The 23,867-nt window shown below is 65.7% G+C and carries 22 protein-coding genes; 14 read left to right on the plus strand and 8 right to left on the minus strand.

Annotated features, from left to right (window positions below; all coding sequences use genetic code 11):
* Positions 1-99 precede the first annotated feature (99 nt).
* From tkt to fba, 5 genes are all read left to right on the plus strand, one after another.
* Positions 100-2,115 (plus strand): transketolase, encoded by a 2,016-nt coding sequence (gene tkt / locus B447_RS09195; RefSeq protein ID WP_002938951.1) that lies wholly within the window; start codon positions 100-102, stop codon positions 2,113-2,115.
* 142 nt (positions 2,116-2,257) lie between these two features.
* Entirely contained in the window at positions 2,258-3,286 is a 1,029-nt protein-coding gene (gene gap / locus B447_RS09200) for a type I glyceraldehyde-3-phosphate dehydrogenase (protein WP_002938953.1), read from the plus strand.
* A gap of 67 nt (positions 3,287-3,353) precedes the next feature.
* Entirely contained in the window at positions 3,354-4,538 is a 1,185-nt protein-coding gene (locus B447_RS09205) for a phosphoglycerate kinase (RefSeq protein WP_002929434.1), read from the plus strand.
* A 157-nt stretch (positions 4,539-4,695) separates the two neighbouring features.
* The gene (gene pyk, locus B447_RS09210; RefSeq protein WP_002938954.1) at positions 4,696-6,150 is read left to right on the plus strand and encodes a pyruvate kinase; all 1,455 of its coding nucleotides are present in this window, start codon (positions 4,696-4,698) and stop codon (positions 6,148-6,150) included.
* A 121-nt stretch (positions 6,151-6,271) separates the two neighbouring features.
* A complete protein-coding gene (gene fba / locus B447_RS09215; RefSeq protein WP_002929444.1) occupies positions 6,272-7,336 on the plus strand; it encodes a class II fructose-bisphosphate aldolase in 1,065 nt (354 codons plus the stop codon).
* 66 nt (positions 7,337-7,402) lie between these two features.
* Here the strand turns inward: fba and B447_RS09220 are convergent, their stop codons facing one another.
* Positions 7,403-8,323, minus strand: a complete 921-nt coding sequence (locus B447_RS09220; protein WP_002938955.1) for a LysR family transcriptional regulator — start codon at positions 8,321-8,323, stop codon at positions 7,403-7,405.
* 134 nt (positions 8,324-8,457) lie between these two features.
* Between B447_RS09220 and B447_RS09225 the strand changes: the two genes are divergently transcribed.
* The 7 genes from B447_RS09225 to B447_RS09255 all read left to right on the plus strand — a co-directional run bounded on the left by B447_RS09225 (position 8,458) and on the right by B447_RS09255 (position 16,109).
* Entirely contained in the window at positions 8,458-9,924 is a 1,467-nt protein-coding gene (locus B447_RS09225) for a form I ribulose bisphosphate carboxylase large subunit (RefSeq protein WP_002938956.1), read from the plus strand.
* Positions 9,925-9,959: 35 nt separating this feature from the next.
* Positions 9,960-10,385 carry a ribulose bisphosphate carboxylase small subunit gene (locus B447_RS09230; RefSeq protein ID WP_002938958.1) on the plus strand — a complete coding sequence of 142 codons (426 nt, stop codon included), beginning with the start codon at positions 9,960-9,962 and terminating at the stop codon, positions 10,383-10,385.
* A gap of 27 nt (positions 10,386-10,412) precedes the next feature.
* Entirely contained in the window at positions 10,413-11,315 is a 903-nt protein-coding gene (gene cbbX / locus B447_RS09235) for a CbbX protein (protein ID WP_002938960.1), read from the plus strand.
* A gap of 60 nt (positions 11,316-11,375) precedes the next feature.
* Positions 11,376-12,464: a class 1 fructose-bisphosphatase gene (locus B447_RS09240; protein WP_002938962.1), complete on the plus strand. Its 1,089-nt coding sequence runs from the start codon at positions 11,376-11,378 to the stop codon at positions 12,462-12,464.
* Between the two features lie 18 nt (positions 12,465-12,482).
* On the plus strand, positions 12,483-13,364 hold the full coding sequence (locus B447_RS09245; protein ID WP_002938964.1) for a phosphoribulokinase: 882 nt from the start codon (positions 12,483-12,485) through the stop codon (positions 13,362-13,364).
* An 88-nt stretch (positions 13,365-13,452) separates the two neighbouring features.
* Positions 13,453-14,691 carry a phosphoglycerate kinase gene (locus B447_RS09250; protein WP_002938967.1) on the plus strand — a complete coding sequence of 413 codons (1,239 nt, stop codon included), beginning with the start codon at positions 13,453-13,455 and terminating at the stop codon, positions 14,689-14,691.
* A gap of 122 nt (positions 14,692-14,813) precedes the next feature.
* Positions 14,814-16,109: a DUF3422 family protein gene (locus B447_RS09255; RefSeq protein ID WP_002938969.1), complete on the plus strand. Its 1,296-nt coding sequence runs from the start codon at positions 14,814-14,816 to the stop codon at positions 16,107-16,109.
* Between the two features lie 33 nt (positions 16,110-16,142).
* Here the strand turns inward: B447_RS09255 and B447_RS09260 are convergent, their stop codons facing one another.
* The 7 genes from B447_RS09260 to B447_RS09290 all read right to left on the minus strand — a co-directional run bounded on the left by B447_RS09260 (position 16,143) and on the right by B447_RS09290 (position 21,667).
* A complete protein-coding gene (locus B447_RS09260; protein ID WP_002938971.1) occupies positions 16,143-18,281 on the minus strand; it encodes a sensor domain-containing diguanylate cyclase in 2,139 nt (712 codons plus the stop codon).
* A 179-nt stretch (positions 18,282-18,460) separates the two neighbouring features.
* The gene (locus B447_RS09265) at positions 18,461-18,742 is read right to left on the minus strand and encodes a hypothetical protein (protein WP_002929463.1); all 282 of its coding nucleotides are present in this window, start codon (positions 18,740-18,742) and stop codon (positions 18,461-18,463) included.
* 239 nt (positions 18,743-18,981) lie between these two features.
* Positions 18,982-19,626: a hypothetical protein gene (locus B447_RS09270; RefSeq protein WP_002938973.1), complete on the minus strand. Its 645-nt coding sequence runs from the start codon at positions 19,624-19,626 to the stop codon at positions 18,982-18,984.
* 74 nt (positions 19,627-19,700) lie between these two features.
* Complete coding sequence (locus B447_RS09275) at positions 19,701-20,270, minus strand: peroxiredoxin (RefSeq protein WP_002938974.1); 570 nt, start codon at positions 20,268-20,270, stop codon at positions 19,701-19,703.
* Positions 20,271-20,348: 78 nt separating this feature from the next.
* Positions 20,349-20,756 carry a GFA family protein gene (locus B447_RS09280; RefSeq protein WP_037982610.1) on the minus strand — a complete coding sequence of 136 codons (408 nt, stop codon included), beginning with the start codon at positions 20,754-20,756 and terminating at the stop codon, positions 20,349-20,351.
* Between the two features lie 83 nt (positions 20,757-20,839).
* Complete coding sequence (locus B447_RS09285) at positions 20,840-21,232, minus strand: hypothetical protein (protein WP_002938976.1); 393 nt, start codon at positions 21,230-21,232, stop codon at positions 20,840-20,842.
* Between the two features lie 78 nt (positions 21,233-21,310).
* Positions 21,311-21,667 carry a VOC family protein gene (locus B447_RS09290; protein ID WP_002938977.1) on the minus strand — a complete coding sequence of 119 codons (357 nt, stop codon included), beginning with the start codon at positions 21,665-21,667 and terminating at the stop codon, positions 21,311-21,313.
* Between the two features lie 143 nt (positions 21,668-21,810).
* Here B447_RS09290 and B447_RS09295 point away from each other — a divergent pair, with 143 nt between their 5' ends.
* Together B447_RS09295 and B447_RS09300 are read left to right on the plus strand one after the other, a co-directional pair.
* Positions 21,811-22,746, plus strand: a complete 936-nt coding sequence (locus tag B447_RS09295) for a phosphoribosylaminoimidazolesuccinocarboxamide synthase (RefSeq protein WP_002938978.1) — start codon at positions 21,811-21,813, stop codon at positions 22,744-22,746.
* 240 nt (positions 22,747-22,986) lie between these two features.
* Positions 22,987-23,763, plus strand: a complete 777-nt coding sequence (locus tag B447_RS09300; RefSeq protein ID WP_002938979.1) for a DUF2189 domain-containing protein — start codon at positions 22,987-22,989, stop codon at positions 23,761-23,763.
* Positions 23,764-23,867: the final 104 nt, after the last annotated feature.

Genomic DNA, 23,867 nt, shown 5'->3' on the forward strand with positions numbered 1-23,867 from the left:
GCACAATTGCGGGGCCGTGGTTCCTGAATTTCCAAAAATGCCGAGGTTTCAGCGATAATTCTGGTTTTTTCCAGCCGCCCCGGCGGCGTCGAGGCAACCATGTCGCAGTCCAGAAACGTCAAGCCCCCGGTTTTCAACCCGCTTACCGGCGCCATCCGCGCGCTGGCGATGGATGCCGTGCAACAGGCCAACTCCGGCCATCCGGGCGCGCCGATGGGCATGGCCGAGATCGCCGAGGTGCTGTGGCGCCACCATCTGCGCCACAACCCGGCCAACCCCAAGTGGGCCGACCGCGACCGCTTCGTGCTTTCGAACGGCCACGGTTCGATGCTGATCTACGCGCTGCTCCACCTCACCGGCTACGATCTGCCGATCGAGGAGCTCAAGCGCTTCCGCCAGCTGCACAGCAAGACCCCGGGCCACCCGGAATACGGCTACGCCCCCGGCGTCGAGACCACCACCGGCCCGCTCGGCCAGGGCATCACCAACGCCGTCGGCATGGCACTCGCCGAGAAGATCCTCGCCGCCGAGTTCAATCGGCCTGGCCACGAGGTCGTCAATCACAACACCTATGTATTCCTGGGCGACGGCTGCCTGATGGAAGGCATTTCGCACGAGGCCTGCTCGCTCGCCGGCACCTGGGGCCTGGGCAAGCTCATCGCCTTCTACGACGACAACAACATCTCCATCGACGGCCACGTCGAGGGCTGGTTCACCGACGATACCCCGAAGCGCTTCGAAGCCTACGGCTGGCAGGTCATCCGCGACGTTCAGGGCCACGACCCGGTCGCCATCGAAGCAGCCATCCAGCAGGCCAAGGCCAACACTGCCCAGCCCACGCTGATCTGTTGCAAGACCATCATCGGCGCCGGCGCGCCCAACAAGCAGGACAGCCATGATGTGCACGGCGCCCCGCTCGGCGCCGCCGAGATCGAGGCCGCGCGTGCCCACATCGGCTGGAACCATCCCCCCTTCCACATCCCGGCCGACGTCTACGCTGCCTGGGACGCGCGCACCAAGGGCGCCTCGCTCGAAGCGCAGTGGAATGCCAGCTTTGCCGCCTACCGTACCGCCCACCCCGAACTCGCCGCCGAGTTCGAGCGCCGCATGGCCGGCGAGCTGCCCGCCGACTGGGACAGCCACGTCGCAGCGGTACTCGCCAAGGTTGTCGACAAGGCCGAGACCATCGCCACCCGCAAGGCCAGCCAGAACAGCATCGAAGCCTACGCCCCCAAGCTGCCCGAACTGCTCGGCGGCTCGGCCGACCTCGCCGGCTCCAACCTCACGCTGTGGTCCGGCGCCAAGGGTGTCAGCAGGGCCAGCGGCGGCAACTACGTGTATTACGGCGTGCGTGAGTTCGGCATGGCGGCAATCGCCAACGGCGTCGCGCTGCACGGCGGCCTGATCCCCTACACCGCCACCTTCCTGATGTTCAGCGAGTACGCGCGCAACGCCTTGCGCATGGCCGCGCTGATGAAGGTGCGCCAGATCTTCGTGTTCACCCACGACTCGATCGGCCTCGGCGAGGACGGCCCCACCCACCAGCCGGTGGAGCAGACCGCCACCCTGCGCCTGATCCCCAACATGGACGTATGGCGCCCCTGCGACACCACCGAAGCGGCAGTGGCCTGGGCGAGCGCGATCGAACGCAAGGATGGCCCGACCAGCATGTGCTTCTCGCGCCAGAACCTGCCCTTCCAGGCGCGTACGGCGGAACAGGTCGCCGCAATCCGTAAGGGCGGCTACGTCCTGTCGGAAGCTGAGGGTGGCAAGCCGCAGGCGGTGATCCTCGCCACCGGCTCCGAAGTCGCCCTCGCCATCGCTGCGCAGCAGGCCCTGGCCGAACAAGGCGTCGCGGTGCGCGTGGTGTCCATGCCCTCGACCAACGTCTTCGACCGTCAGGATGCTGCCTACAAGGCCAGCGTGCTGCCCGCCGGCCTGCCGCGCGTCGCGGTCGAGGCCGGCAGCACCGACGGCTGGTACAAGTACGTCGGCCTCGAAGGTCGTGTCATCGGTATCGACCGCTTCGGCGAATCGGCACCCGCCGGCGAGCTGTTCAAGTATTTCGGCATCACCGCGGATGCGGTCGTGCAGGCAGTGAAAGCGGTGCTCTGAAGAAGGCCTGGCGCGGGAGCGGCTCCGGAAACGGACCGCTCCCGCTGCACATCAAGGCACGGACCGGCGCGGGCCGGCAGCGCATCAACAAGGACATACACCCGGTTTTCCACTCTTACCTTCATTCCAGGGAGAAGCATCGATGAGCATCAAGGTCGCCATCAACGGTTTCGGTCGTATCGGTCGCTGCACGCTGCGCGCCATCTACGAGCAGGGCCTGCAGAACGAATTCGAAGTGGTCGCCATCAACGCCTCAGGCGATCTGGCCACCAACGCCCACCTGCTCAAGTACGACACCACGCATGGCCGCTTCGCCACCTCGGTCGAGACCGAAGGCGAGAACTGCATCATCATCGATGGCAAGAAGATCCCCTTCTACTCCACCAAGGACCCGAAGGGCGTCAACTGGGGCAGCCACGGCGTTGACGTGCTGCTCGAATGCACCGGCGCCTACACCACCAAGGCCAAGGCCCAGGCCCTGCTCGACATGGGTGCCAAGCGCGTGCTGATTTCCGCCCCGGGCGGCGATGACGTGGACACCACCATCGTCATGGGCGTGAACGAAGAAGTGCTGCGCGGCGACATGACCGTCGTCTCCAACGCCTCGTGCACCACCAACTGCCTGGCCCCGGTTGCCAAGATCCTGGCCGACAGCGTCGGCATCAAGCAGGGCCTGATGACCACCATCCACGCCTACACCAACGACCAGGTCACCGTGGACGTGCGCCACAAGGACCTGCGCCGCGCCCGCGCTGCCGCCGCCAACATCATCCCGACCAAGACCGGTGCCGCCAAGGCCGTTGGCCTGGTGCTGCCGCAGCTCGTCGGCAAGGTCGATGGCTTCGCGCTGCGCGTGCCCACCATCAACGTGTCGCTGGTCGACCTCACCTTCACCGCCGAGCGCGCCACCACCAAGGAAGAGATCAACGCACTGATGACCACCGCCGCCAACGGCCCGCTCAAGGGCATCCTGGCGGTGAACAACGAGCCGCTGGTGTCGTCGGACTTCAACCACACCACCGTCTCGTCCACCTTCGATGCCACCCAGACCCGCGTCATCAAGGGCGAGGACGGCTCGGTGCTGGTCAAGGTGCTGGCCTGGTACGACAACGAGTGGGGCTACTCCTGCCGCATGCTCGACGCCGCGCGCGCCTTCTACAACGCCAAGTAAGCCGGCCACCGATAGCACAACCCCAACGCCCTGCCCTGCAGGGCGTTTTCACGAGCCTGATACGACCATGCAAGTCAAGAAACTCACCGAACTCGACGTCAGCGGCAAGAAGGTGTTCATCCGTGCCGACCTCAACGTGCCGCAGGACGAAGCCGGCAACATCACCGAGGACACCCGCATCCGCGCCTCCATTCCCTCCATTCGCTACTGCCTCGAGCACGGCGCTGCAGTGATGGTCACCTCCCACCTCGGCCGCCCTACCGAAGGCGAACTGCGCGCCGAAGACTCACTGATGCCGGTCGCCGTGCGCCTGGGCCAGCTCCTCGACAAGCCGGTACGGCTGATCCAGGGCTGGGTCGACGGCGGCTTCGAAGTCAAGCCGGGCGAGGTCGTGCTGCTCGAGAACTGCCGCTGCAACAAGGGCGAGAAGAAGGACAACGAAGAGCTCGCCAGGAAGATGGCCGCGCTGTGCGACATCTACGTCAATGACGCCTTTGGCACCGCTCACCGCGCCGAAGCCACCACCCACGGCATCGCCCGCTTCGCCCCGGTCGCCTGCGCGGGCATCCTGATGGGCGCCGAGATCGACGCGCTGTCCAAGGCGCTGCACAACCCGGCCCGCCCGCTGGTGGCGATCGTCGGCGGAGCCAAGGTGTCGACCAAGCTCACCATCCTGCGCACGCTGGCCGACAAGGTCGACCAGCTCATCGTCGGTGGCGGTATCGCCAACACCTTCCTGCTCGCCGCCGGCAAGCGCATCGGCGAGTCGCTCGCCGAACCCGAGATGGTGCGCGAGGCGCAGCAGGTGATGGACATCATGAAGGCACGCGGCGCCGAAGTGCCGCTGCCTGTGGACGTGGTCGTGGCCGACGAGGTCTCGGCGCTCGCCCGTGCCAACCGCATCTCGGTGGACGAAGTCGGCCCCCACGACCGCATCCTCGACTTCGGCCCGAAGAGTTCGGCGCGCCTGGCGGACATCATCGCCCACGCCGGCACCATCGTCTGGAACGGCCCGGTCGGCGTCTTCGAGCACCCGCAGTTCGCCGGCGGCACCAAGATGATGGCCTCGGCCATCGCCCACTCCGAAGCCTTCTCGATCGCCGGCGGCGGCGACACCCTGGCGGCCATCGCCAAGTTCGACATCGCCCAGGACGTCGGCTACATCTCCACCGGCGGCGGCGCCTTCCTCGAATTCCTCGAGGGCAAGACGCTGCCCGCGATCGCGGCGCTGGAAGAACGCTTCGCAGCCTGACCCAGGCCACAGCCTGACCCAGGCCACAGCCTGACCCATCGAAAGGCCGTCCCACGCGACGGCCTTTTTCTCGTGCGGCGCTAGAATGCCGGCTGACAAGCGCTTTCAGGCCTGCCGCCCCCCAGCCATCACGTACCCCGCCTCGCTGGAGTCCTACATGTCCCGCCACACCAAGATCGTCGCCACCCTCGGCCCCGCCTCATCAGACCCCCACGTCCTGCAACGCATGGTCCAGGCCGGCGTCGATGTGGTGCGCATGAACTTTTCCCACGGCAAGGCCGAGGACCACGTCGCGCGCGCCGAGGCAATCCGCGAGGCCTCGGCACTCGCCGGTCGCCCGGTCGGCATTCTCGCCGACCTGCAAGGTCCCAAGATCCGCGTCGGCAAGTTCGCAGACGGCCGGATCACACTCACCAAGGACCAACCCTTCATTCTCGACGCGCGCTGCGAGCTCGGCAGCGGCGAGCGTGTCGGACTCGACTACAAGGACCTGCCCAAGGACGTCAAGCCGGGCGACGTGCTGCTGCTCGACGACGGCCGCCTCAAGCTCACCGTGCAGCGCGTGCTCGGCCACGAGATCCACACCACGGTGAAGGTGGGCGGCGAGCTGTCGAACAACAAGGGCATCAACCGTCAGGGCGGCGGGCTCACCGCCCCCGCGCTCACCGCCAAGGACATGGATGACATCCGCACCGCAGCGCAGATCGGCGTGGACTTTGTCGCCGTGTCCTTCCCAAAGAGCGCGGCCGACATGTACATGGCCCGCCAGCTGCTGCGCGCCGCCGGCAGCAGCGCGGTGCTGATCGCCAAGATCGAGCGCACCGAGGCCGTCGCCAACCTGGAGGAGATCCTAGGCGCCTCAGACGGCATCATGGTGGCGCGCGGCGACCTCGCAGTCGAGGTCGGCGACGCCGCCGTGCCTGCCCTGCAGAAGAAGATGATCCGCGCCGCGCGAGACCGCAACAAGCTCACCATCACCGCCACGCAGATGATGGAATCGATGATCACCAGCCCGGTGCCGACGCGCGCCGAGGTGTCCGATGTCGCCAACGCGGTGCTCGACGGCACCGACGCGGTGATGCTGTCGGCCGAGACCGCCGCCGGCAAGTACCCGGTGGAAGTCATCGAGGCGATGAGCCGGGTCTGCCTGGAGGCCGAGAAGTCGTCCGAGATCGGACTGGACCGCGAGATGCTCAACCGCGTGTTCTCGCGCATCGACCAGTCGATCGCGATGGCGGCGATCTGGACCGCCTACCACCTCAAGGTCAAGGCCATCGCCTCGCTCACCCAGACCGGGTCGACCGCACTGTGGATGAGCCGGCTCAATGCCGGCGTGCCGATCTATGCCCTCACCCCGGAGGTGACGGCGCGCAATCTGATGACGCTGTACCGCGAAGTGCACCCGTTGCTGATGAGCCAGACCCACCAGGACCGCGACGTACTGCTGTGGGAGGCCGAACAGGTCCTGCTCGAGCAGGGCGTAGTCGACTACGGCGACCTCATCGTGCTCACCATCGGCGAGCCGATCGGTGCCTCGGGCGGCACCAACACGCTCAAGATCGTGCGCGTGGGCGAACACCACCGCCCGGGCACCCTGGACGACCGCCTCTGAAGCCCGGCCGCCTGCCCCATACCTGTCGCGCCGGCATGACGCATGCACCGCGCGACAGGATAAAATAACGACTTTCGAACACCGAACCGCCGGTCACCGGCGCCCCCTCCCGGAGAAACCCATGCCCCTCGTTTCCATGCGCCAGCTGCTCGACCACGCGGCCGAACACAGTTACGGCCTGCCCGCCTTCAACGTGAACAACCTCGAACAGGTCCAGGCCATCATGGAAGCGGCTGCCGAATGCGACAGTCCGGTGATCATGCAGGCCTCGGCCGGCGCGCGTAAATACGCCGGCGAAGCCTTCCTTCGCCACCTCATCGACGCCGCCGTCGAAGCCTACCCGAACATCCCCATCGTCATGCACCAGGACCACGGCCAGAGCCCTGCGATCTGCATGGGCGCGATCCGCTCGGGCTTCTCCAGCGTGATGATGGACGGCTCGCTGCTGGAAGACGGCAAGACGCCTTCCTCCTACGACTACAACGTCGCCGTCACCCGCGAAGTGGTGAAGTTCTCGCACGCCATCGGCGTCAGCGTCGAAGGCGAGCTCGGCTGCCTCGGCTCGCTCGAGACCGGCCAGGCCGGCGAGGAAGACGGTGTCGGCGCCGAGGGCACGCTCGACCACAGCCAGATGCTGACCGACCCCGACCAGGCCGCCGACTTCGTCAAGCAGACCGACTGCGACGCACTTGCCATCGCCATCGGCACCAGCCACGGCGCCTACAAGTTCAGCCGCAAGCCCACCGGCGACATCCTCGCCATCGAGCGCGTCAAGGCCATCCATGCCCGCATTCCCAACACCCACCTGGTGATGCACGGCTCGAGCTCGGTGCCCCAGGAGCTGCTCGAGATCATCCGCCAGTACGGCGGCGACATGAAGGAAACCTACGGCGTGCCGGTCGAGGAGATCGTGCAGGGCATCAAGTACGGCGTGCGCAAGATCAACATCGACACTGACATCCGCCTGGCGATGACCGGTGCAGTGCGCAAGTTCCTGGTCGAGAATCCCTCCAAGTTCGACCCGCGCGAGTTCAACAAGCCCGCGCGTGAAGCCGCCAAGCTGGTGTGCAAGGCCCGCTTCGAAGCCTTCGGCTGCGCCGGCATGGCCAGCAAGATCAAGGCGATCTCGCTCGACAAGATGGCTGCGCGCTACAAGGCAGGCGAGCTGACGCAGATCGTGCGCTGAGCCGACGCGGCTTTCCAGTCAGATCGAAACGCGCCCACGTGGCGCGTTTTCTTTTTTGCGCTGGCCTCAGCGCTCCATCGCCCGCATCCGCGCCGCCCCCTCGGTCTGCAGGAACTCCAGCAACGCGTCGAGCGCGGGCGTCATTGGCCGGTCGGTGCGCGAGACCACGTTCCACTCGCGGATGACCGGCGTGTCGGCTACATCCAACCGCACCAGGCGCCCGCTTTCCACCTCCATTGCAAAGGTGTGATGCGACAGGAAGGCGATGCCCATGCCGGCCATCACCGCCTGCTTCAGAGTCTCGTTGCTGCCGAGCTCGTCCGCCGCCAGCGGCTTGACGCCGTGCGCGCGCAGGAAGCGCTCGAGGTTGTCGCGCGTGCCCGAGCCCTGCTCGCGCAGCAGCAGGCGCTCGTCGGTCAGCGCCGCGGGCGGGATGCGCTTGCGTCCGGCCAGGCGGTGGTCCGGGCGCGCCACGAAGGACAGCCGGTGCGGAGCGAAGGGAATCCGGCGCAGGTCGATGCCGCGCGGCGGCTGTCCCATGATCGCCACGTCACAGCGCTGTTCCTGCAGCAGCGTGCGCACCCGCTCGCGGTTCTCCACCGCCAGGCGGAAGGTGATGTCCGGGTGGCGACGACCGAACTCGGCCAGCAGGTGCGGCACGAAGTACTCCGCAGTCGTGATCGCCACCACGTCCAGCGTGCCGGCCGCCACGCCCATGCGCGCCTTCAGCTCGACCTCGGCCAGTTCTAGCGCCTGCAGTGCCTGGCGCGCCGCCCGCGCCACGATCTCGCCCGCCGGGGTGAGGTGGATCTCGCGCCGGCCATCGACCAGCACCTGGCCCACGATCGCCTCCGCGTCGCGGATCTGCATCGAGATCGCCGGCTGGGTCAGGTGCAGCAGGCGTGCGGCCTGGGTGAAGCTGGCGCTGTCGGCCACCGCCACCAGGGCGCGGAGCTGCCTGAGGGTAAGGCGCTGGGCGAGCTTCATCAGAAAACCTTATCTCAATAAGCCAGAAAACCTCATTTGAGCTTATTAAAGCACCGCCCTATTGTCCAGTCACCACCGCTTGCAAGTCACCGCTTCACAGCCCCTGGCAGCACACAAACGGAAGGAGACACGACATGGGCGCCGCAGAAAACCCGCAACAGATCCTCGACCCCAAGAAGCGCTACCAGGCCGGCGTGCTGAAGTATGCGCAGATGGGTTACTGGAACCCGGACTACGAGCCCAAGGACACCGACGTGCTCGCGGTCTTCCGCATCACCCCGCAGGAAGGCGTCGATCCAATCGAAGCGGCCGCTGCGGTCGCCGGCGAATCCTCCACCGCAACCTGGACCGTGGTGTGGACCGACCGCCTCACCGCCTGCGACAAGTACCGCGCCAAGGCCTACCGCATCGAGCCGGTGCCCGGCCAGGAGGGCCAGTACTTCTGCTGGGTCGCCTACGATCTCGACCTGTTCGAGGAAGGCTCGATCGCCAACCTCACCGCGTCGATCATCGGCAACGTGTTCAGCTTCAAGCCGCTCAAGGCCGCACGCCTGGAAGACATGCGCCTGCCGGTGGCCTACGTGAAGACCTTCCGCGGCCCGCCCACCGGCATCGTGGTCGAGCGCGAGCGCCTGGAGAAGTACGGCCGCCCGCTGCTGGGCGCGACGATGAAGCCCAAGCTCGGCCTGTCCGGCAAGAACTACGGCCGCGTGGTGTATGAGGCCCTGCGCGGTGGCCTGGACTTCACCAAGGACGACGAGAACATCAACTCGCAGCCCTTCATGCACTGGCGCGACCGCTTCCTGTACTGCATGGAAGGCGTCAATCAGGCCGCGGCGCAGACCGGCGAATCCAAGGGCCACTACCTCAACATCACCGCGGGCACCATGGAGGAGATGTATAAGCGCGCGGAGTTCGCCCGCGACCTCGGCTCCTGCATCGTCATGATCGACCTCATCGTCGGCTGGACCGCGATCCAGTCGATGAGCAACTGGTGCCGCGACAACGACATGATCCTGCACCTGCACCGCGCCGGCCACGGCACCTACACCAGGCAGAAGAACCACGGCGTGTCCTTCCGCGTCATCGCCAAGTGGCTGCGCCTGGCCGGCGTCGATCACATGCACGCCGGCACCGCGGTCGGCAAGCTCGAAGGCGACCCGATGACGGTGCAAGGCTTCTACAACGTCTGCCGCGACATGGTGACCAAGCAGGATCTGCCGCGCGGCCTGTTCTTCGACCAGGACTGGGCCAGTATCAAGCGCGTGATGCCGGTGGCCTCGGGCGGCATCCACGCCGGCCAGATGCACCAGTTGCTCGACCTGTTTGGCGACGAGGTCGTGCTGCAGTTCGGCGGCGGCACCATCGGCCACCCGATGGGCATCCAGGCCGGCGCCACCGCCAACCGCGTCGCGCTCGAGGCCATGGTGCTCGCCCGCAACGAAGGCCGCGACATCGCCAACGAAGGCCCACAGATCCTCGCCGACGCCGCCAGGTGGTGCCAACCGCTGCGCGCCGCCCTCGATACCTGGGGTGACATCACCTTCAACTACACCAGCACCGACACGTCGGACTTCGTGCCGACCGCCAGCGTGGCCTGAAGCTCAGCCCCATCCCGGAACCGAGGAGACCCATCATGCGCATCGCCCAAGGCTGCTTTTCCTTCCTGCCCGACCTCACCGACACCCAGATCGCGGCCCAGATCAACTACTGCCTCGACCAGAACTGGGCGGTCGCGATCGAGTTCACCGACGACCCCCACCCGCGCAACACCTACTGGAACATGTGGGGCCTGCCGATGTTCGACCTGCGCGACCCCGCCGGCGTAATGGGCGAACTCAAGGCCTGCCGCGAGGCCAAGCCCGAGACCTACATCCGCATCAACGCCTTCGACTCGACCAAGGGCTGGGAGACTGTACGCATGTCCTTCATCGTCCAGCGCCCCACCGCCGAGCCCGGCTTCCGCGTGATCCGCCAGGAAACGCAGGGCCGCAAGCTGCGCTACACGATGGAGAGTTACGCCGTCGGCCGCAACCCGGAAGGCGCGCGCTACAGCGCCTGACCCCAGACGACAGCAGGAGACGAGTCCATGAACGCCCCCGAGAAGGCCCCCGCCCCCGCCCGCATCGACCTCGGTGCCGAGTTCCGGGACGCCGGTATCGGCGAGGTGCTCGAGTCCCTCGAGCGCGACCTGGTCGGCCTCGCCCCGGTCAAGCGCCGCGTGCGCGAGATCGCCGCCCTGCTGCTCGTCGACCGCGTGCGCCAACGCCTGGGGCTGGCCACCGAACAGCCCTCGCTGCACATGAGCTTCACCGGGAACCCCGGCACCGGCAAGACCACCGTCGCCATGCGCATGGCCGAGATCCTGCATCGCCTCGGCTACTGCCGCCGCGGCCACGTCGTCGCGGTGACGCGCGACGACCTCGTCGGCCAGTACATCGGCCACACCGCGCCAAAAACCAAGGAGGTGTTGAAGCGCGCCATGGGCGGCGTCCTCTTCATCGACGAAGCCTACTACCTCTACCGCCCGGAGAACGAAAAGGACTACGGCCAGGAGGCAATCGAGATCCTGCTGCAGGTGATGGAGAACCAGCGCGACGACCTGGTGGTGATCCTCGCCGGCTACGCCGACCGCATGGAGCGCTTCTTCGAATCGAACCCAGGCATGAAATCGCGCATCGCCCACCACATCGACTTCCCGGACTACAGCGACAGCGAACTCGGCGAGATCGCCCAGCGCATGCTCGCCGGCTGGAACTACCGCTTCGACGAGGCCGCCTTCAGCGCCTTCGACGAATACATCGTCCTGCGTCGCCGCCAGTCGCACTTTGCCAACGCCCGCAGCATCCGCAACGCACTCGACCGCATGCGCCTGCGCCAGGCCCTTCGCCTGTTCGAATCCGGCGCCACGGTCGATGCCGAGGCGCTCACCACCATCACCGAATCCGATGTCCGCGCCAGCCGTCACTTCCAGCAGGCCGAGGCCGGCTGAACGCGAGCCGCACCCATAACGACAAGCACCGTTCCGGCACCACGCCGGGGGAGACAGTCCATGTTCAACCTCGACCGCAGCACGCTCACCGAATACCTGATCGAACACCGCCGCCGCACCCCCGAGGCCACCGGCGAATTCAACGCTCTGATCCTGCAGATCGCCCAGGCATGCAAGGCCATCTCGCGCGCAGTCGCCCACGGCGCACTCGCCGACGTACTCGGCAGCCACGGCAGTGCCAACGTGCAGGGCGAGGAGCAGAAGAAGCTCGACGTGCTCGCCGACGAGATCTTCCTGCGCGCCACGCACTGGGGCGGCGACCTCGCCGGCATGGTGTCGGAAGAGAACGAGGCCCCCATCCCGCTGCCCGCCAGCGACCAGCGCGGCAAGTACCTGCTTGCCTTCGATCCGCTCGACGGATCAAGCAACATCGACGTCAACGTTGCCGTCGGCTCCATCTTCTCGATCCTGCGCGCCCCCACCCCCGGCGAGGACGCCACGGCCGCGGACTTCCTGCAGCCCGGCAGCCGCCAGGTCGCCGCCGGCTACGCCATCTACGGCCCCTCGACGATGCTGGTGCTCAGCGTCGGCAACGGGGTCGCGGGCTTTACCCTCGACCCGATCATCGGCGAGTTCTATCTCACCCACCCCGGCATCCGCGTACCCCAGACCACGCGCGAGTTCGCCATCAATGCGTCCAACGCGCGCTTCTGGGAGCCGCCGGTAAGGCGCTACGTCGACGAGTGCCTGGCCGGGCGCAGCGGCCCGCGCGGCGTCGACTTCAACATGCGCTGGATCGCCTCGATGGTGGCCGAGACCCACCGCATCCTGATGCGCGGCGGCGTCTTCCTCTACCCGCGCGACCGCAAGGACCCGGCCAGGCCCGGCCGGCTGCGCCTGCTCTACGAATGCAACCCGATCGGCTTCCTCATCGAGCAGGCCGGCGGCCGCGCCAGCACCGGCGTGCGCCCGACGCTAGAGGTCCGGCCCGAAAGCCTGCACCAGCGCATCGGCTTCGTCTTCGGGTCGCGGGAAGAAGTCGAGCGCATCGAACGCTACCACCACGAACCGGTGATCGGCAGCGTGCAGGACGAGCCGCCACTGTTCCACGCCCGCTCCCTGTTCCGTGACACCGAATTCGCCCAATAGGGGCCGAGGGGAGACATCATGTCCGAACGCCACCCGATCGTCGCCATCACTGGCTCCTCCGGTGCCGGCACCAGCACCGTGCAGCGCACCTTCGAGGAGGTGTTCCGCCGCGAAGGCGTCGCCGCCGCCGTCATCGAAGGCGACAGCTTCCACGCCTACGACCGCAAGACGATGCGCGAGAAGCTCGCCGCCCGCGAGGGCAGCACGGGCTGCCAGCTCAGCCACTTCGGCCCCGAGGCCAACCTCTTCGGCGAACTCGAGAACCTCTTTCGCAGCTACGCCGAATCCGGCGGCGGCAGGCGCCGCAAGTACCTGCACAGCCTGGAAGAGGCCGAGCACTACCAGCAGCCGCCGGGCACTTTCACCCCTTGGGAAGAGCTGCCCACCGGCACCGACCTGCTGTTCTACGAGGGCCTGCACGGCGCCGTCCAGCACGAGCAGGTGGACGTGGCCCGCTTCGTCGACCTGCTGATCGGCGTGGTGCCGGTGGTGAACCTGGAGTGGATCCAGAAGCTGCACCGCGACAAGAGCACCCGCGGCTACTCCACCGAGGCCGTCACCGATACCATCCTGCGCCGCATGCACGACTACGTTCATTACATCTGCCCGCAGTTCGCCCGCACCCATGTGAACTTCCAGCGCGTGCCGATGGTGGATACCTCCAACCCCTTCATCGCGCGCTCGATCCCGACCGCCGACGAATCAATGGTGGTGATCCGCTTCGCCAACCCCAAGGGCATCGACTTTCCCTACCTGCTCAACATGATCAACGACAGCTTCATGAGCCGTGCCAACACCATCGTGGTGCCGGGCGGAAAGATGGAGCTGGCCATGCAGCTGATCTTCACCCCCTTCATCTGGCGCCTGATGGACCGCCGTCGCAAGGCGCTGGCGCAATGACGACGAAACACCGGCCACAACGCACCGCCCACGCCCCTGCTCGCATCCGCAGCCTGCGTGCCCGCGCACCATCGAAAGGAGTCCTCCGATGAACTTTCTGCGTCTGTCCGACCTCGACCTTGCCGGCAAGCGGGTCTTCATCCGCGCCGACTTGAATGTTCCCTTCAATGCAGACGGCAGCCTCGCGGACGACACGCGCATCCGCGCCACACTGCCCGCCATCCGCCACTGCCTGGACGCCGGTGCAGCGGTCATGATCACCTCGCACCTCGGACGCCCGGTCGAAGGAGCGCTCGCAGCCGCCGACTCGCTGGCACCCGTCGCTGGCGCATTATCCTCACTGCTCGGACACCCCGTGCCGCTGGTCAAGGACTGGACCGACGGCGGCTTCGGCGTGCGTGCGGGCGAGCTGGTGCTGCTCGAGAACTGCCGGGGCAATGTCGGCGAGAAGGCCGATGACCCACGGCTCGCCGCCCGCATCGCCCGCTTCATCGACGTCTACGTCAACGACGCCTTCGGCACCGCACACCGCAAGGAATGCACCCTCCACGCACTGGCACTCGCCGCGCCGGTGGCCTGCGCCGGGCCGTTGATGACGGCCGAACTCGATGCGCTGGGACGTGCGCTGGCCCACCCCGCGCGCCCGCTCGCGGCGATCGTCGCCGGCTCGAAGGTGTCGACCAAGCTCACCATCCTCGAGAGTCTGGCTGCCAAGGTGGACGTGCTCGTACTGGGCGGCGGCATCGCCAACACCTTCCTCGCCGCGCGCGGCTGCGAGGTCGGCGCCTCCCTGCACGAACCCGACCTGCTCGACGCCGCCCGCCGCATCGAGCGCCGGCTGGCTGAACACGGCGGCGTGGTTTGGCTGCCCGAGGACGTGGTGGTCGCCGACCGCTTCGCCCCCGACGCCGACGCCCGTAACCATGACACCGAGCACGTACCACCAGGCACCATGATCCTCGACATCGGGCCGCAGAGCCGGGATTCGCTCGCTGGCGTGCTCGCCCGCGCCGGCACCATCGTATGGAACGGCCCGGTTGGCGTGTTCGAGATGGACGCGTTCGCGGCCGGCACGCGGGCACTCGCCTCAGCCATCGCCGCCAGCCCGGCCTACAGCATCGCAGGCGGCGGCGACACGCTGGCGGCCATAGCACGCTTCGACGTCGGCGAGCAGATCGACTACATCTCCACCGGTGGCGGCGCCTTCCTGGCGTTTCTCGAAGGCAGCGAACTGCCGGCCGTCGCCGCATTGCGCACCCGCGCCCGCACGGCGAGCCGTCGCATCGGACCGGTGCCGCAGTTCGAGCATGAGCCGGAGCTCAGCTGAGCGGGCACCCACTGGCTGCGGTGGGCGGGCCGCCCTCCGCAGCGGCTTGTCATCGCCTGCAGCGGTGGGCAAGAATGCCGACAGATCCGCATTCCCATCCCCACTCGGCCTCCTCCCCCTCCATGTCCCTGCCCGAACAGCACCCCCTGCGCCGCCCGCTCAACGACGAGGTACACGCCCGCCCGCCCGTTCCGCTCGAAGCCCCCGAGTACGTGAGCTACCTGGCAGTCCTTCACCATGAAGGCAGCGCCAGTCGCGAGGCAGCCCATCTCTCGGCGCTGGCCGAGCAGTTCGGCCTCGACTCCCCGGTTACCGACAGCGGCCACGTCCTGCTCGAGATGGACGGTTTTCGCCTCAAGTGGGAACGACACAACGAGTTCTCCAGCTACACCTTCTTCCGCCCCATCCTGGCCGGTGACAGCAGCGAGGAGCACGCACTGCTGGCCGTACCTGCAGCGTGGCGGCGGGACATCCCGGGGCAGATCATCGCCGCCACCCATATCGAGGTCCGCAGCACGGACGACGTCCTCCCCGACAGCCTGCTCGAGCAGGCCTCGCCGCGCGGCGAAACCCTGGTCGCCTCACGCGTGGCGGATTGTGCCGGCTGGGTGTTCACCGACTTCCACATCCACGACGGCTTTTCGCGCTTCGTGCTGCTCGACGACGGCCTCACCCCGCGCCAGGCCGGCCGCATGGTGCAACGCCTGGTCGAGATCGAAACCTATCGCGTGATGGCCCTGCTCGCCTTTCCGATCGCCAAGGAGGTTGGCCGTCTGCTTTCTCGAGCAGAGGATGAGCTCGCAGACCTCATGGACGGCCTCGGCCAGGCCCGCAGCACCGACGACGACCGCATCATGCTAGGCCGCCTCACCCGCCTGGCGGCAGAGGTCGAACGCTCGGTGGCCCGCACCACCTTCCGCTTCGGCGCCGCAGCGGCCTACTACCGCCTGGTGCAACAACGCATCGACGAACTGCGCGAGTCACGGCTGAACGGCTTCCCCACCATGCGCGAGTTCATGGAACGCCGGCTGGCCCCGGCCATCGCCACCTGCGCGACGATCGCCCGCCGCCAGGAGGATCTGTCCGGCCGCGTCGCACGCAACTCGCAACTGCTGCGTACGCGGGTCGACATCGAGCTCGAACGCCAGAACCAGGAGTTGCTCGCGCAGATGAACCGCCGCGCCAAGATCCAGCTCCATCTGCAGGAGACGGTGGAAGGCCTGTCGGTGGTGGCCATCACCTACTACGCTTCGCAACTGGTCAACTACGTCGCCAAGGGCGCCAAGGACTTCATCGCGCCAGCCACGCCGGAAGTGCTCACCGCGGCGTCGATTCCGGTCATCGCCGGGCTGGTGTACATGGGCTTGCGGCGAATGCGCAAGTTGCTGGCGCGGGAAGAGCGCAGTGGCCATCCCTGAGCTGCCCGCCACGGCCCTGCTCCTTCCCACGGCCTAGTGCGGGCGTTGGGGCAGCTCGGGGGCGAAGAAGCGCAGCGTGTTGCGGCCGGCAGCCTTGGCCTCGTACATGGCGAGGTCGGCCTGCCTGATCAGCTCGTCCACCTGCAATCCCTTGCCCGCAAAGACTCTGATGCCGATGCTTGGCGTGCTGACATGGACGTGCCCCTGCAACACATAATGTTTCCCGAGGCAGTCCAGGATCTTCTCGCCGACGGCTCGGGCATGTGCGACCGCCTCGTCCTCGCGCACGCCCAACCCGCCCAGCATCACCACGAACTCGTCGCCGCCGATGCGGGCGACGGTGTCCTCCTCGCGCACGCAGGACCGCAGCCGGCATGCCACTTCCACGAGCAGCACATCGCCCTGGTCATGCCCCAAGGTGTCGTTGAGCGCCTTGAAGTTGTCAAGGTCGATGAACAGCAGCGCCCCATGCTGGGCGTTGCGGCTGCCCTGCGCGAGCAGCTGCTGCAGGCGATCGACCAGCAATCTGCGGTTGGGAAGGTCGGTGAGCGCATCGTAGAAGGCCAGATGGCGGATCTCCTCCTCCATGGCCTTGCGCTGGGTGATGTCCGTGGATATGCCGCACAACGCGTAGATCGAACCATCCTCCCGGCGCAGCGGCAACTTGACTGACATGAAGGTGCGCTCGGCCGTGCCGCTGCGGGTGGTGTTGATCTCTTCGACCGCCACGCGCTCGCCGTGCTCGATCACTCTTCTGTCATTGCGCGCCAGATTCGCAGCGGTGGCCGCATCGAAGAAATCCGCGTCGGTCTTGCCGACCAGGTCTGCCTGACGACAATCGAACAAGTCGCATACCAGGCGGTTCGCATAGCTGTAGCGATAGTCCGCGCCCTTGATATAGATGTAGGCCTCGACACTGTCGAGGATCGTCGCGAGCTTGTCCTCACTCTCACGCAAGCGCTCCGCCTGCGCCCTCAGGGCCGCACGCTGGGCACGGTTCTCGTCGTGATAGCGCATGAAGAGACGTCCGGACCAGCGCGAGAACAGCCAGGACGCAACCAGGGCGACGCCCAGCGCAAGCCCCAGCGCGATCATCAGGCCGCGCCCTCGCGGACCGCTCATGCGTTCGAACGACTCGCGCTCGGCAAGCAGGGCGCCATGCAGTTCGTCCTCGAACACGGCAACGACGAGAATCCAGCCCCAAGGCTGGGCAGTCTCCACTCTGGCCAGCTTGGGCGCAAGCACGCCGGTCGCCGGATTGCGCCACAAGTAGCGCACCAACCCTCCACCCTCGCGCGCCTTGGCATACAGAGTGCGCAAAGCCTCGCCCTGCTCGGCAGGAAGCTCGCTGAAATGCTTGCCTTCGAGTTCGGGCTCGGAGGGCGAAAGCAGGGAGCGGCCTTCGGCATCGATCAGGCCGACATAGCCACTTTCACCAAAGCGGAAGCCGCGCAGTCGGGCCAGCGCCTCATTCTGCAGATGGATCTCCCACTCGTAGGTGTAATCGCCGGTGCCGATCAGCCAGTCGTAAGGCTCGAAGTGGCGGACATAGGCAAGCTTGTCGGCCATGCGCTGAGGGTCGTCAGGACGGTACCAGCGGTAGCGGAAGAACCCCTGTCCCGGTGGCAGGCGTGCTGCATCGATGAGGCCCCGCATGATGTAGCGGCCAGTGTCGTCCTGGTTATCCGGCATCAGCCGCCCTTCGAACTGCGGGGCGGTGGGCAGCAGGATGAAGCGACCGCTCATGTCGTCGATGAAGAAATATCCTCGCCCATCGAAGAAACGCACAGGCCTGAGCGCCTCGACAATCAAACGCTGAATATCGTCATCGGGTCGCCGTCCCACTTCACGCGCATGTATGGCGGTTGCGATCTGGAGCGCCGCTTCCACAGGCTCGATGACGGCGTTGCGCAGCGTCTCTTCGGTGCGCGAGCGGGTGAACTCCAGGTAGTCGAGCGCGGAGGCCATCTCGGCGTCCAGGCGCGCTTCCAGCTTGGCGGTGACAACCTGCTCCAGACGCGCGATCGAGGCCCGATGCGCATCGATGTGCTGCCAGGAAAAGATGCTGCCCAGGGCCAGCGTCAGGACGACAACAACAACCAGGGTACCGACGAGGTGAAGCCGCGGAATGACTCGAGCTTGATCGGAAAGAGACACGATATCGGGGCGCACTGCCAGCGCCAGTATGAATGCACGGACCGGATTCTAGATGCTGCAGCGCAAAATAGCGCCATCAAGCATCACGGTCGCACGCATTCTCAAGGACGGCCACGACAAATCGCGCCCCTACGCGGCAATGCGTCACACAGTCGGCTGACGGGCTGCCCCCTGGCGCACCCGCGCCGTCCGGCCTAGGCAGCGCCCTGCACCCTGCTACTGCCCGGCTCCTGCAACTCTTCACGGACACGCCCCCCACGCATGTCGCCAATCGTTGCCCGCACACTCTTGAGGTGGTACTCCATCAACAGCTTCTTCGTTGCCTCGGGTACGGCCGGATCATGATAGATGCTGTGGAAGAGCTGCGACTGCACGAACATTGTCTGGCGCTTGATCGTGGCGCAATCGGGGTCCCTGACGCCATTGTTCAACTTGGCCACGATCGACAGTACGTCGCGCTTGAACTTGTAGATCACCGGCGTCTTCTCTCGCGACCTGACAGCAGGCGTCGTGTCCGTCGCAAAACCGATGAGTCTGCACAGAAAGGCCTTCATGATTCAGCGGTGGGCACTCGGAGCGCGTCTGGCAACGCATTGTTTCAACACGGGGGACCCAGCCTGCAACTGCAGGACAGCGTCTGATCGAGCACCGAATTATACCCCCGTCAATTCCGAACGCATAGCAAGCATTCGGCAGGCGGCAGTCTGCCCCCGGATCAGTGCCAGGCGCCAGCCTCGCGCTCGCGCGCGTACTTGCCGTAACGGTAACCCGACCACGGCGACACGGAAATCACGCCGCCATCGTCAGAGAACGCGAACGTGATGATCTGTTCCGCACCCAGCCACGGTGCCCCCCCGCCCTTGGCGGGCCGCGGTTCGGGCAACCCGAGTGCCCGCGCTTCCGGGGTGAACAGGAAGGGCGCGGGCGAGTGAATCTCCGGCACATACTTCAAGGAAACGAAACGGGTGCCGTCCATGGCATGAACCGGCAGGGATTCGGCGATCTCGCGGACCTTGACCTCGCCAAAGCAGAACCTCGATTCACGACGGCTGTAGTAAGGCTCGCCGGCCTCGAGCAGATGGTACTTCCCGTCCGAGAACGCCAGCAGCCCGGCCTGCTCCAGCCCCTTGCATGCGTCGCACGGGATATGGTTCCACATCGGCGAGCGCGGGAATGCGCCGGGTATGGTGATGCAAGCCGGAGCCAGGCGTTCGAGCTCGGTGTCGATCGCCGTTGCAAACACGGCGGCATGGTCTCTGACCACTGCTGCGCCATGAGGGTCGGCACCCGACTTCATCAACACCAAGTACAGGCCAATACCGGCCGCCGACAATACAAGCACGCCACGAAGCAACTGCATGATATCCCTCGATCCGCGTCAAGAAGGCACTTCGATGAAGAGCACCGGCGCCCTGAACGTCCCCGTCAATCCTGTCAGCCTTGTCCTCTGTGCATGCGCAACCACTCAAGAACATCCTCAGCGCTCCTTTCCGGCGGAAACACGGGATAGAACACCTTGCGGATGACGCCCTCCTCGACGACCAGCGTCAAGCGCTTGTATAGCTCCATGCCTGCGGCGTTGAAGGTCGGCAGGTGCAGCGCAGTCTTCAAGGCAAGCGCACTGTCGCTCAGCAGTTCAAAAGGCAGACGCAGCCGGTCGCGGGCTTCGCGCTGGTAATCCGAGCTCTGGGCACTCAGGCCGAAAACACGCGCCCCAAGTGCGGCGAGCTCGCCATGGTGGTCACGGAAGCTGCAGGACTGCGGCGTACAGCCGCGCGCACCAGGAATTGCATCCCAGCCATCCGGCAAAGGCACACCTGGCTGCCCGGTCCGGGGATATACGTAGATGACGCATGAACCATGCAGGGTGCTCAGATTGACCGTCGAACCATCGGTGGCGGCGAGCACCAGATCTGGCGCAGATGCACCTTCAAGATGCGCAGCCGCCCCATCATCGACGGGACACGGCAACTCGGGGGGTAACACGGAAGGATTGATATTCATGGCAGTTTCATCAAGTAAGGGTCAGGCACCCGTATCGGCTGCAAACAGCTCGCACCGCCCCGGTCCGGAGCCCCCGCCTCAGTGGCTATCGGGAGAGCTGTACCGCTCGATGACCTGCCGTTCGGTCAATGTGGGCGTCTGGTTCGCGAGCGCATAGTAGCCCGGCTTCCTGTCGATATAGACCTGCGTGACGATCTCGAAATCGGTGGAATCGAACACGCCAGCAGGGACGAAGTGGGCGCCAGTGGACAAGAGCTTGTAATAGAGGTGTGTTCCACATCTACTGCAGAAGCCTCGCTCTGCCCACTCGGATGACGAAAACACCGAGATATGCTGAGCCCCCTCAAACTGCACGTCTGGCCCACAATGAACGGCCAGGAGTGGCCCACCACCCCATCGCCGACAGAACCCGCAATGGCAGGCACCAATTTCCTTCACGTCGGGCGAGATGAGGTTCACTGCGCCACAAAGACAACGACCTTTCATGCGCCTACCCTCCAGAGACTGTTGCAGCGGAACACTCGGCCACCTGCGCGCCTGGCACGGTCACAGCACATGTGACCGCGGCCTCAACGCAACGCCATTACAGCATACGGAATGACGACCAGAAGCAACAGACCAAATGACAGGTAGTTTCCTGTTCGTGGATCGAAGTCTCTGAACACCCTGGCCCATGGCCGTTTGAGAAGCGTCCTGGCCAGAACGATATCGAAGCTGGCCATGAACAATGCCAAGGCAAGCCCAATGGCAAGGAGTGCCCCTGGCTCATTCACTCCGATGCCGGGAACAAGCAGGTAACACACACCGAACGCCAAGGCTGTGCCCGTCACGATGCTTACCTTCAAGGCTCGCCCCTTGCCCACCCGCGGAACAAGCACTGCGGCCCTTAGAATTCCGTGCAGCGTCTCGACGCCGGCGAGCACGACACAAAGCGCTAGCACCCTCAGGATTTCCGACGTCATGCGCAGCGTGCCTCATGCTGATCGAGGCGTGGTATCAGCGGCGTAGAGCAGTGCCAGCCGCTGCGTGCTGTTCGCCCGCTACTGCACGAAGATGAGCAAGACACCGCACGGATCCCAAACGTGGAGAACGAGCGAACCGTCAACGGCCTCCGGTGGTGTGAAGCGAACATTGGGAAAGCTGCCGCCATTCACAATCTCGTTTACCCGTCGATGCCATGCCTCGACATCCATGACGCCCATCACGAACATGCAGTTGTCCGCCCAGTCCTTGACATAGTAATTCTGCAGTCGAATGCAGTGGCCATTCAACTCGAAGTCGGCGGTACCGCCCCAACCGTCCGACATAGCAAAGCCGAGCGCTTGATAGAAGCGTTTGGACTCCTCGAAGTCTTTGGCGGGAACATAGGCTCTGAGGTCGACGATACTCAAGGACATGCCATATCTCCTGTTCTCAAACTACTCCAGCACAGAGCATTGCTCACTGCCTGGACCCCATCGATGACTGTACCTTCCTCAGTCCCGAAAGTGAGCGCCCCTCCCCTATAATCCCGGCTTTGCCAGCAACCCGAGGCCCCACCGTGGCGACGCCCATTTTCGAGACTTCCATCAAGAGCCTGCCGCTACTCGGCCGCGGCAAGGTGCGCGACATCTACGCCGTCGATGCCGACAAGCTGCTGATCGTGACCAGCGACCGCCTGTCTGCTTTCGACGTGATCCTTCCCGACCCGATCCCGGACAAGGGCCGCGTGCTGGTGGCGCTGGCCAACTTCTGGTTCGACAGACTCGGCCACATCCTGCCCAACCAGCTCACCGGCATCGACCCCGAGACGGTGGTGGCGGCGGACGAGCGCGACCAGGTGCGCGGACGCGCACTGGTGGTCAAGCGCCTCAAGCCCTTGCCGATCGAGGCGGTGGTGCGGGGCTACGTGATCGGCTCGGGCTGGAAAGACTACCAGGCCAGCGGCGCCATCTGCGGCATCGCGCTACCGGCGGGTCTGCAACAGGCGGCGAAGCTGCCGGCACCGATCTTCACACCCTCGTCCAAGGCGGACATGGGCGAGCACGACGAGAACATCTCCTTCGAGCAGGCGCAGGCGCGCTGCGACGCCATGCTGAAGGACGCGCTCGCCGGCACTGGCAAGACCGGTGCGCAACTTGCCGAGGAAGCGCGCACAGCAGCTATTGCGCTGTACTCCGAAGCAGCAGACTACGCTGCAAGTCGCGGCATCATCATCGCTGACACCAAGTTCGAGTTCGGCATCGATGCCGCCGGCACGCTGCACCTGATCGACGAAGCGCTCACCCCAGACTCGTCGCGGTTCTGGCCCGCCGACAGCTACCGCGAAGGCATCAGCCCACCGTCCTTCGACAAGCAGTACGTGCGCGACTACCTCGAAACGCTCGACTGGAACAAGACCGCGCCCGGCCCCCGGCTGCCGGCCGAGGTCATTGAGCACACCGCAGGCAAGTACCGCGAGGCCTACGAGCGCCTGACCGGCTGCGCCCTGGCCTGAGCGCAGCGGGCCGGGTCGCTGTTCCAGCCCGATTGCAGCAGCCCCGTGGGGCCCGTCCGCAAGCGTGTGCGGACGGGCCCCACGCTTATGAACGGCGGCTGCCGGGATGGAACAGGAACAACTCGTATTCGCGAACTCGACGATTCTGTCCTACTCTAAGAGTCAGCCTGCCGCCCGAGACGCCCTCGTGGGCGCCGGAGCGACAGCGCACCCCTCGCAGCACACCACAGGGAGACAGCCATGGACCACTCGTCAAACTCGCTGGAGCAGCATTTCCACCTGCCACACGTTCGCCATATCGACCGTTCGCGCCCCCTGCAGTGGTTGAAGCTGGGCTGGGAAGATATGCGCGACAACCTCGGCGCAAGCCTGCCCTACGGGGTCGTGCTCGCTGCGATGGGGTACTTGATACTCTCCTTCGCCGCCGACATGCCCTATCTGTTTACAGCGGCCATTTCAGGCTTCTTCCTGGTCGGTCCGATCGCGGCGGCAGGTCTCTACGAGGTCTCACGCCGGCACGAGCGCGGCGAACGGGCCTCCTTCATGGACTCGATGAGGGGCCTGCGCGGACACGCTGACAGCATCGCCTACTTCGGGGTCTTCCTCGCGCTCGCGCTCATCGCCTGGGAGCGCCTGTCGGCGATACTTTTCGCACTGTTCTTCCGGGGCGACCTCGCCGAAGTCTCGGGCTTTCTCAGCAGCGTCTTCATGTCGGGCGAGAACCTGTACTTCGTATTCGCCTACATGGTGATCGGCGGCACGCTGGCGGCCGTGGTGTTCGCGCTGTCCGCCGTCGCCATTCCGATGCTGATGGATCGTGACGTCGACAGCGTAACCGCAGCCATGACCAGCCTGCGGGCAGTTCAGGTGAACTTCGACACGATGGCGCTATGGGCAGCGATCATCGTCGCGCTCGTCCTGGTGGGCTTTGCAACCATGATGATCGGCATGGTCATCCTGCTGCCGCTCCTGGGCCACGCGAGCTGGCATGCGTATCGCGACCTGATCGAGAAGTAAGTACGACAACCAACAGCAGTTCAATTGAGATTGCTGCGGGCGCCCATAGCGGCGCCCGCAGCAATTTTTACGGCACAATAGTCCGCATCAACCAACCCTGGATT

Origin of the sequence: Thauera sp. 27 (assembly GCF_000310125.2) — a bacterium.
Lineage (GTDB): Bacteria > Pseudomonadota > Gammaproteobacteria > Burkholderiales > Rhodocyclaceae > Thauera > Thauera mechernichensis.